Below are 10,341 nucleotides of genomic sequence, written 5' to 3'. Positions count from 1 at the left end.
GTGGTCTCCGGTGCGGCGTGGGGGCGGGCGGAGTCGGTGGCCCACGAGGGGCGCCCGTGGGTTGACGGCGCGTCAGGTGTCGTGCGGGGTGCGGTGTCCCGGTGCTCGGTGCGGGGCTGTTGGGGAACGTGGGGCGTCGTACGCCCGTGGTGTCCGGGCAGACCGGTGGTGCGTGCTTCGTCGGCTGCCGAGTTCGCCGTGGTGGTCGCGGCAGGTGCCGAGGCCGGCGTCGTGGTGAAGCGGGCGGTACCGGTGCCGGTCGTTCCCGTACTCCCGCCCTGACGAACGCCGTTCGCGGGCAGGGCGTCCCCCGCGCCGTGCTCCCACCCTGCCGTACCCGGCGCGGGGGAGGCGGACGTGGCGCGGCCCGGATTCTCGACGCCGTTCCCCGCCCTGGCCTGCCCGGGGATGCTCGTTCCCGAGGTGCCGCGTCGAGCGGAGCCGAGCGCCTCCGCGGCCCCGGCCCGGGAGCCACCGTCGGACGCCCCCGTCTCCGCGCGGAATCCGCGCGCGTGCGTGCTCCGTTCGGAGTCGGCGGTCGCGGGGGTACGGGGGGTGGTGGCGCGTGTTCCGGATACGCGGGCGTCGCCGTCGGCGGGAACGGCCGGCGAGACACCGGCGGGCCCCGGACGCCCGCCCGCCGCACTGGCCGGCTGAGCGCCCGAGGTGCCTTGCGCCTCCGCTTGGCTGCCGGTCCTGCCGCCGTCTCGGGCCGGGCCGGCGTGCCGGAACGCGCTGTGGGGCGCGTTCGGTTCGCCGGTGTTTCCCCGGCCGCCGGAGGGTGCGTGACCTGCGTCGGGGCTGCACTCGGTCCGGCCGTGCCACCGCTCACCGGTGACGGGTCCTGTCTCCTGAGCGCGGCCACCGCCGGCCTGCGCCGCGCCCTGCGAGGACGCGCCCGTCCCCGACGCGCGGGCGTCCTCGAAGCCGCGCGCCCGGTCTGGTGCGGAAGGCCCGCGTTCGAGCCCGGCCGCGTCCCGGTCCGGAGCGTCGGCGGTCCCGTCCGTGCGGACCGGCGCACCGCGCGTGAAGCCGTCGCGGCCCCCGGCGTTGCCGTCAGGAGCACCCGGGCGGCTAGTGCCACCCGTGGGATTGTGGCCGGGGGCCCGGGTGTTCGGCCCCGCGACAAGCCGTCCCGTGTGCGCGGCATGCCCCTCGGAGCTCGTGCGGGGGTGGGGAGCGGTACCGGACGTCTGGTGGTGCGCGTCGGGGCCGTCCACCGCGAGCGCACGAGTGTCCCGGGCGGCCGGGACGTGTCGTCGCCCGGCCGCCCCGGCCTGTGCCGAGTGCGCGGCGTCCTCCGGTGCGGCGCCGGCTCCGGGCGCCGTCGCGCCGCCTCGCACATCAGGTGTCCTGCCCTGGGCCGGGTACTCCGCCTCCACGGCCCCCTGGCGGGGGTCGTCGGCGTGCGCGTCCCGCAGCACTCGTCGCACTCCGGCCACCGTGGCTCCGCGGTCCGACGCCTGGCTTTCCCCGGTCACGGAGCCGGGGGCGGAGGCCCGGCCGGCTCCGGCCGTCGCCTCTCCGCCCGTTGCGGACCGTGAGTCTCCTTCCGGCCGGACCGCGGGGGCACCGGCGGGCGCCGCACCCCGGACGGGAGCGGCTGTGGTGGACGGTGCCTGATGCCGCGTCGTCTCTCCCGCTGCTGCCGCGCTGTCGCTCCGGACAGGCCGGGACGCGCGGTCGGCGTACGGGTCGTCGCCCGGCGCCCGGCCTCCGCGCCTCGGGTCGGCCGGTACGGATCCCGGTGCGCCGGACGGCACCGGGGGGCCCGCCGGGTTCGAGTGTGCGCCCGACGTGTGAGTGGTGGTGTGGTCCCGTTCGGGCGCGGGGGGCGCGGTCTCGGTCCGCTCGGGGGAGCCCGTGACGGTGCGGTCCCGGCCGGGCGCCGGGGCGGCCTGCGAGGGCCGGACCTGCCTATGGGCAGCGGTGGGCCGGGGAAGTGGCTCGGGGGAGTGACCGGTGGAGGACGCGGTCGGTGCGGGGCGGGCCTCCCGGCCGGCGGAAGGGGCGTCGGCCGCCGCTGTTGCGAAGCGGTCGGTTCCGCCGGGGGTGTCGGCGCGCGGCGCGTCCACGGGGGGACGGGCCGCGGGGGCGGGAGCGGCGGCACGGTTGCCGTGGGGCGCGGTGGCGTTCCCCGACGTCCGCGTGGCGCCGGTGCCGTGGCCGGCGGGGGCGTCGTGAACAGGCTGACGACCGGTGCTGTGGTCCGCCCGAGCCGCTGCTGCGGTGCGCGGGCGGGTGTCCGTCCCCGTCTCGGCGGAGTGGGCCCGGGGAGAGGCGGTACCGGTCGTGGACCCGGCGGACCGGGACTCGGCGGGGGCATGGGCCTGGGTGGACTCGACAGCCGTGGCGGACCAAGCGGCCCCGCCGGTCCCGCCAATCCCACTGGCCGCAGCGGAGCCCGCGGCTTCGACGGAGCCTTCGACGGAGCGCGCCCTGCGATCGGCCGATCCCGCGCGCGGCGGTACGCCTCCCCGTGCTTCCACCTCCGATGTGGCGGCACGCCCATCGGAGCCGCCCGGTGCGCCGGAGCCGCCCGGTGTGCCGGAGCCGCCCGGTGTGCCGGAGCCGCCCGGTGTGCCGGAGCCGCCGCGCCCCGCGGCCCCGCCGTCGCGCGGCTGCGCGAGCGTCCCGGCCGACCGCGCCGTCACGCCCGTACCCCGAGCCCGATCCACCCCGGCCGTCACATTCCCGGCGCGCCCGCCCGCCTGAGGGCGGCGTCCGTCCGGGAGCCCGCCCGTTCGGTCCGGGTGTCGGGTCTCGGGAGCGTCCGTCCGGGTGACGGCCGTCGGGCGGTGCGCTCGTGGTGTCACTCGAAGGTGTCCCTCGCCGTCGGGCGAGGTGGGGAGGAGCAAGGGGGAGCCGGCTCCTTCCGGCGCCGCGTCGCCCGTGAGGGCCGCGGCCGCCGGCGGGGTGTGAGCCGGCTCGCCGGGGCCGGTGTCCGCGCCGTCGGGGCCGTGGAGGACCAGGGTCGATTCACCCGCGCGGAGCAGGGCGCCGGGCCGGAACGGCACGGGCCGTTCGTCGACCGGGGTCGCGTCGAGAGTGGTGCCGTTGGTGGAGCCGAGGTCATGGAGGGTGACGCGGCCGTCGTCGCCCAGGGTGACCGCGCAGTGCAGCCGGGAGACGTCGGGGTCGTCCACCGGGATGTCGGCCGTCGAGGAGCGGCCGATGCGGACCTCGCCGCCGTGCAGCAGGTGCACGCCGCCCGCGTCCGGCCCGGAGACGACGTGGAGGCGGGCGGTGGTCTCCGCCAGCAGGGCGAGGGGCGTGGTGGGGTGCCGGTCCGGGTCGGCCGGGGCGCCGAGGGAGAGCACGGCGCCGTCGATCAGCGGGGGCTCGCCCAGCGCGCAGCGCTGCGCGTCCAGCCGCTCCGTGCCCGCGTAGACGGCGACGGCTCCGGTCCCCAGGTCGGAACCGGCCGCGGCCAGGACGGCGGCCAGCCCGCTCGTCACACCGGCGAGGGCGGTGCCCGCCGGAGCGGTCACCAGAACGTCGCAGGCGTGCGCGGCGTGGCCGCCGAGCGACGGCCCGAGGACGGTCAGCCGGATCTGCATCGGCGTCCACTGTCCCTTCCTGCCCGTGGTGCGCCGACAGGGGCAGGACGTCTCCCCCACCGGCCGCACGGGCGCTTCGGCACGTACAGGTCACCACGGAGCGCGGGGCCTCGGCTCCGCCCCCACCGCACCGTGCTGCGAGCATCCTCGCACCTGCCACTGACAGCGTGTCCGGCGCAGGCCCTTTCGTGATCTTGAAAATCGGCCGGCCCACGCACCGACGGCGAAGAAATCGTCCGATCGTGAGCGGGGAGTGATCGGACATCCGGGAACTTCCTTCCGTTTCCCTCCCCTTCTCTCCTCGCTTCCTTCCGCTTCCCTCCGCTTCTCTTCGCTTTCCTTCGCCTGCCGCCGCCTTCTTTCGGACGACGGCCTCCTGCGGCACCTGCGCCCGCGCCCTCCGATCCCCCGGGGGCCCGTTCTTTCATTCGCCTCGTCCCCGTCGCGCGCCGTGCCGCGCGTCCCGTGCGCCTCCTCCGCGCGCCGCCCGCCCGCGCCCCCGGCGGAAGGTCCGCCACCGCTCATGGCAACCAACGGTCCCCGGGGCGCGTCTTTCCCCCGTGCCCCACGGATTCGCCGGGACGGCGGTGCGTGGGACCGCACTACAGTGGGCCGGAGGGCCGGCCCCGGGAGACCGGGTGCCGGCGACCGGACCCGACCGGAGGGAACCGACGACGGCCGGAGACGGCCGAAGACGAACCGGGAACCGGAAAGCGGTGGATCCGGGAAGAACCGGAAAGAACCGTAAAAAGAAGAGCGGCCCAGCATCCGGCTCGCGGCACGACCGCGGGCCGCCGGGCCGGAGCACACGACCAGGGAGCGCATGACGTGCGGCCGGTAGGCAGCAAATACCTGCTCGAAGAGCCGCTCGGACGCGGAGCGACGGGCACCGTCTGGCGGGCGAGCCAGCGGGAGGCGGCGGGCGCCGAGGCGGCCGTGGCCGGACAGCCGGGCGAGACCGTCGCCATCAAGGTCCTCAAGGAGGAGCTGGCCAACGACGCGGACGTCGTCATGCGCTTCCTGCGCGAGCGCTCCGTGCTGCTGCGGCTCACCCACCCGAACATCGTCCGCACCCGCGACCTGGTCGTCGAGGGCGATCTGCTCGCCCTGGTGATGGACCTGGTCGACGGCCCGGACCTGCACCGCTACCTGCGGGAGAACGGCCCGTTCACCCCGGTGGCCGCGGCCCTGCTGACCGCCCAGATCGCCGACGCGCTGGCGGCCAGCCACGCCGACGGCATCGTGCACCGCGACCTCAAGCCGGCCAACGTCCTCCTGAAGAACGAGGACGGCCGGATGCACCCGATGCTCACGGACTTCGGCATCGCCCGCCTCGCCGACTCGCCCGGTCTGACCCGCACCCACGAGTTCGTCGGCACCCCGGCGTACGTGGCGCCGGAGTCCGCCGAGGGCCGCCCGCAGACCTCCGCCGTCGACATCTACGGCGCCGGCATCCTGCTGTACGAGCTGGTCACCGGCCGTCCGCCGTTCGCCGGGGCGACCGCACTGGAGGTGCTGCACCAGCACCTGAGCGCGGAACCGCGCCGTCCCACCACCGTTCCCGAGCCCCTCTGGACGGTCATAGAGCGCTGCCTGCGCAAGCGCCCGGAGGAGCGGCCGAGCGCCGAGAGCCTGGCCCGCGCCCTGCGCGTGGTCGCCGCCGGCATCGGCGTGCACGCGAGCCCCGCCCAGGCCGAGGCGGCGCTCGGCGTCGCCGCCCTGCTCGCCCCGGACCCGCAGCCGGCCCGGGTGCCCGGCACCGGCCAGGCGGGACAGCAGGGCGCGCCCGGCGGCTTCGGCGACGCCGACCCCACCCAGGTGCTGCCCCCGACCGTCAACCCGTCGGCGGGCCAGGGCCCGGGCGCCTACGACCCGAACGCGGCGACCAGCGTCCTGCCCAGCACCTCGCCCCACACCCCGCCCGGCGTCCCGTCCGGTCCGGACGCGGGCCCGACCCAGGTCCTGCCGGCCGGGTCCGCGGCCCCCGACGGCACCCGGATCATGCCCACCGGCCCCGACGGGTACGGCGGGGCGGACCCGACGCGCGCCATGCCGCCCGTCGGCCCCGAGCCGCAGCAGGCCGACGGACCGCACCCCTGGCAGACGCAGCTGCGCGCGGCCCGCGACCGCAACGACCAGACGCAGGTCCAGTACCTGGACCCCAGCGAGGACCCGCTGCGCCGGCGCCCCACGCGCCGCCCGGCGCCGCAGCAGCCCTACCAACAGCCGTACCCGCAGCAGGGCGACCCCGGCCGACGGGGGTACGACCCCCAGCAGGGCTACCCCCGGCAGGGCAACCCCCACCAGCAGGGCTACCCGAACCCGCAGGGGTACCCCGGCCCTCAGGGCTACCCGCAGCAGCCTCCGCACCCCCAGCAGGCGCAGCAGTACCCGCCGCAGCAGCCGCAGCAGCAGCGTCAGGCTCCCCAGCGGCCCGAGCGCCGTCGCTCCGAGCCGCGCCGGCAGCAGCCCGCTCCGGCGCCGGAGCCACAGCGGTACGCGCCCCCCGAGCCGGAGCCCGCGCCCCGGCGCGAGCCCCGCCCGCCCCGGCAGCGCAGTGCCAACCCCATGCGTATCCCCGGCCTCGGGTGCCTCAAGGGCTGTCTCTTCCTGATCGTCATCCTGGTGATCGGCTCCTGGGCGGTGTGGGAGTTCACCCCGGTCAAGGACTGGGTCGCCGACGGGAAGAACTTCTGGGACGCCGCCTGGGACTGGGTCACCAAGGCCAAGGACTGGGTGTCCGGCCTGGGGTCGAAAACCTGACCGGTCGGCGGGCACGCGGCCGGAGGACGGCCGGGGCCGGAGTGGGCCGCCCACCCATAGGGTGGCTTGTGTCCGGGAAACCCTGGGGGAACCCGGGGAAAACCCGGAAAACTCAGCCCGGTACCGGCCGGTGCCCCTAGCATCCCCTCGGCCGCGTAGGTTGTCGGTGACGCGCCTGTCGGATGTCGGAGGAGTCGGGGAAAGTCTTGGCACGGAAGATCGGCAGCCGGTACACCGCCCACCAGGTCCTCGGCCGGGGCAGCGCCGGAACGGTGTGGCTCGGCGAGGGGCCGGAGGGCCCGGTCGCGATCAAGCTCCTGCGTGAGGAACTCTCCTCAGACCAGGAGCTCGTCGGCCGGTTCGTCCAGGAGCGCGCCGCCCTCCTCGGCCTCGACCACCCACACGTGGTCGGCGTCCGCGACCTGGTCGTGGACGGCGCCGACCTCGCCCTGGTGATGGACCTGGTCCGGGGCACGGACCTGCGCACCCGGCTCGACCACGAACGCCGCCTCGCCCCCGAGGCGGCCGTCGCCATCGTCGCCGACGTCGCCGACGCCCTCGCCGCCGCGCACAAGGCCGGGGTCGTCCACCGCGACGTCAAACCGGAGAACGTCCTCCTCGACATGCAGGGCCCGCTCGGCCCCGGCGGCGCCCACCCGGCGCTGCTGACCGACTTCGGCATCGCCCGCCTCGTGGACGCCCCGCGTCCGGCCCGGGAGCGGCAGCCGGGCGCCGGCGCGGGCGGTCGCGGGGCCGTGCAGCGGAGCGTCATCGGCACGCCCGACTACCTCGCCCCGGAGATCATCGAGGGGCTGCCGCCTCGTGCCTCCGTCGATGTGTACGCGCTCGCCACCGTCCTCTACGAGTTGCTCGCCGGGTTCACCCCGTTCGGCGGCGGACACCCCGGGGCCGTCCTGCGGCGGCACGTCACCGAGACGGTGGCGCCGCTGCCCGGCATCCCGGACGAGCTGTGGCAGCTGATCGTCCAGTGCCTGGCCAAGGCGCCCGCCTCCCGGCTGCGCGCCTCCGAGCTGGCCTCCCGGCTGCGGGAGCTGCTCCCCGGCCTGGCCGGCCTGCCGCCGCTCGACATCGACGAGCCGGGCGCCGACGACGAGCACACCGGGCCCGGGGAGGCGGCCGCCGACGGCGCCGAGGCGCGCGGCACGGCGTACGACGGGCAGGGAGCGCCCGGCGGTACGGCGCCCGCGCCGCGCCGCCGGGGCGCGGTCCCGCTCGTGCCCACCCCCGCGTTCGACTCCACCCGGGACACGCATACGAGCATGCGCGTGCCCGGTCCCGAGGAACTGGCGGGCGGCGCGCACGGTACGGCCCGCGCCCCCCGGGCCGCGGGCGAGCCCCGGGCCGGCTCCGCCCGGCACCGCACCCCCGCCGAGGTCCGGCGGCGCCGCCGGATCAAGCTGGGCGCCGCCGCGGCGGCCTTGGCCGCGGCGGCCGGCGTGGGCGGCTGGCTGGCCACCGCCGACCACGACTCCGGCGACGCCAAGCCGGGCGTGCACCGCACGGACGCGCCCCAGGGGCAGCCGCAAGGACAGCCGCAGGGACAGCTCCCGTAGCGGCCGGGCGGGCGCGCCGCCGGGTCAGCTCCGGCGGGCCCGCCCCGGCCCGACCGGAGCGGCGGCGTCCGCTCCCGTCCGTTCCCGCGCCGCCCGCCCGTCCCCGGTTCCCGGCCGGACACCCCGGTCCCGCAGGGCGTCCCCCGCCGCCCCGCGCACCGGTTAGGCTGGTTGCGTGGCAGTCGTTGACGTATCCGAAGAGCTCAAGTCCCTCTCCTCCACCATGGGGTCGATCGAGGCCGTTCTGGACCTCGACAAGATGAGGGCCGACATCGCCGTGCTCGAGGAGCAGGCGGCAGCCCCGTCGCTGTGGGACGACCCGGAGGCGGCGCAGAAGATCACCAGCCAGCTGTCGCACCTCCAGGCCGAGCTGCGCAAGACCGAGACGCTGCGCGGCCGGATCGACGACCTCGGGGTGCTCTTCGAGCTCGCCGAGGCCGAGGACGACGCCGACGCCCTCGCCGAGGCGCAGTCCGAGCTGGAGGCCGTGCGCAAGGCGCTGGACGAGATGGAGGTCCGCACCCTCCTCTCCGGCGAGTACGACGCCCGTGAGGCGCTCGTCAACATCCGGGCCGAGGCCGGCGGCGTCGACGCCTCCGACTTCGCCGAGCGGCTCCAGCGGATGTACCTGCGCTGGGCCGAGCGCCACGGCTACAAGACCGAGGTCTACGAGACCTCGTACGCCGAAGAGGCGGGTATCAAGTCCACCACCTTCGCCGTCCAGGCGCCCTACGCCTACGGCACCCTCTCCGTCGAGCAGGGCACGCACCGGCTCGTGCGCATCTCGCCGTTCGACAACCAGGGCCGCCGCCAGACGTCCTTCGCGGGCGTCGAGGTGCTGCCCGTCGTCGAGCAGACCGACCACGTCGAGATCGACGAGTCCGACCTCCGCGTCGACGTCTACCGCTCCTCCGGCCCCGGCGGCCAGGGCGTCAACACCACCGACTCCGCGGTGCGCCTGACTCACATCCCGACCGGCATCGTCGTCTCCTGCCAGAACGAGCGCTCGCAGATCCAGAACAAGGCGACCGCGATGAACGTCCTCCAGGCCAAGCTGCTGGAGCGGCGCCGCCAGGAGGAGCAGGCCAAGATGGACGCACTCAAGGGCGACGGCGGCAATTCCTGGGGCAACCAGATGCGTTCGTACGTCCTGCACCCTTACCAGATGGTCAAGGACCTGCGCACCGAGCACGAGGTCGGCAACCCGCAGGCCGTCCTCGACGGTGACATCGACGGCTTCCTGGAGGCCGGGATCCGCTGGCGCAAGCAGCAGGAAAAGTAAGACGAAATGCTGAAGGATCCGGGCATAAGGCCCGGATCCGGCTTGACGCTGCCCTCCAATCTCGGAAGGCTGGCGAGCGGCATGCGTATCACTGGGGTGCGTGTGGCGGGGGGGCGTGGACCCGGCCGTAGGGCCGGAGTGGTCGCGCACGGTTCCCCGGAGCCGCCGCCCCGTGGTCAGCTGCTCCATCGACGAGACCAGCTACTGGGGGTAGCAGGCATATGACCAACAAGACGCGGTTGCGCATGGCGCGCATCACCGCGGGCGCGGTGATCGCCGCGGGTGCGTCGCTGACGGCCGCGGGCGCGGCGTCGGCCGCCGGCGTGGACGTTCCGCTGGGCGGCCTGAAGAAGACCAAGACCGTGTCGGTTCCCGACGGGCCGGGTGACGGCCCGGACGGCAAGCAGACGCCGCCGCCGGGGGATGAGAAGACGCCGCCGACGAGCATCCCGCAGCCGACGGACAAGACGACGCCGCCGCCGGATGGCCGCACCACTCCGCCGCCGGATGACCACACGACGCCGCCGCCGGATGACCACACGACGCCGCCGCCGGATGACCACACGACGCCGCCGCCGGACGATCACACGACGCCGCCGCCGGACGACCACACCACTCCGCCGCCGGACGACCACACGACGCCGCCGCCGGACGATCACACCACTCCGCCGCCGGACGACCACACCACTCCGCCGCCGCCGCCCTCCACGAACGAGCCGACCGACACGCCCTCGGACCCCGGCGACGACCCCACCAGCTCCCCCTCCGCGGGCAGCGGCGGCGGTGCCTCGGATCCGGCCTGCCCGGTGGACACCAGCAGCGGCAACTGCAACACCGGTGCGAACGGTGCGGCCCTCAAGCCGGTCTACCAGGCCAAGCCCAAGGAGGAGCTGGCGCAGACCGGTGCCGGTCAGACCGGTTTCCTGGTGGCCGGCGCCGCGACGATGATCGCGGGCGGCATCGGCTTCCGGCTGCTGCCCCGGGCGATCAACCGCAACACGGTCGCCTGACGAGACCTTCGCCCGGCCGCCGAGCCGGAACGTTTCGGCATGCCGCGGGACGCGCGTGAGCGCCGCGAAGCGGGAACGACATGAGGCCCGGGGTGTCATCGCACCCCGGGCCTCGTCGTCCGTCCACAGGCCACCCGGCCGGTCGCCCGAGC

General features: G+C 76.0%; 5 protein-coding genes. 4 read left to right on the top strand and 1 reads right to left on the bottom strand.

The window, feature by feature from the left end; genetic code table 11:
• On the bottom strand, positions 1-3,560 hold a 3,560-nt coding region (locus tag ACSNOK_RS10525), incomplete at its 3' end, for an FHA domain-containing protein (protein ID WP_436780340.1).
• 828 nt (positions 3,561-4,388) lie between these two features.
• Between ACSNOK_RS10525 and ACSNOK_RS10520 the strand changes: the two genes are divergently transcribed.
• The 4 genes from ACSNOK_RS10520 (at position 4,389) to ACSNOK_RS10505 (ending at position 10,189) form a co-directional block, all read left to right on the top strand.
• Entirely contained in the window at positions 4,389-6,323 is a 1,935-nt protein-coding gene (locus ACSNOK_RS10520; RefSeq protein WP_436780339.1) for a protein kinase domain-containing protein, read from the top strand.
• Positions 6,324-6,529: 206 nt separating this feature from the next.
• Positions 6,530-7,897 carry a serine/threonine-protein kinase gene (locus ACSNOK_RS10515; protein WP_436780338.1) on the top strand — a complete coding sequence of 456 codons (1,368 nt, stop codon included), beginning with the start codon at positions 6,530-6,532 and terminating at the stop codon, positions 7,895-7,897.
• Positions 7,898-8,072: 175 nt separating this feature from the next.
• The gene (prfB, locus tag ACSNOK_RS10510; protein WP_436780337.1) at positions 8,073-9,179 is read left to right on the top strand and encodes a peptide chain release factor 2; all 1,107 of its coding nucleotides are present in this window, start codon (positions 8,073-8,075) and stop codon (positions 9,177-9,179) included.
• Between the two features lie 221 nt (positions 9,180-9,400).
• Positions 9,401-10,189, top strand: coding sequence for a hypothetical protein (locus ACSNOK_RS10505; RefSeq protein ID WP_436780336.1), 789 nt, complete (start codon positions 9,401-9,403; stop codon positions 10,187-10,189).
• Positions 10,190-10,341: the final 152 nt, after the last annotated feature.

The organism is Streptomyces sp. URMC 126 (assembly GCF_051386555.1).
GTDB lineage: Bacteria > Actinomycetota > Actinomycetes > Streptomycetales > Streptomycetaceae > Streptomyces.
This window is presented reverse-complemented; position numbering and strand designations above follow the sequence as displayed.

What these genes read in the sequence shown, in the direction of transcription:
- ACSNOK_RS10505 (WP_436780336.1), top strand. Translation starts at nt 9,401, where the DNA reads ATGACCAACAAGACGCGGTTGCGCATGGCGCGCATCACCGCGGGCGCG.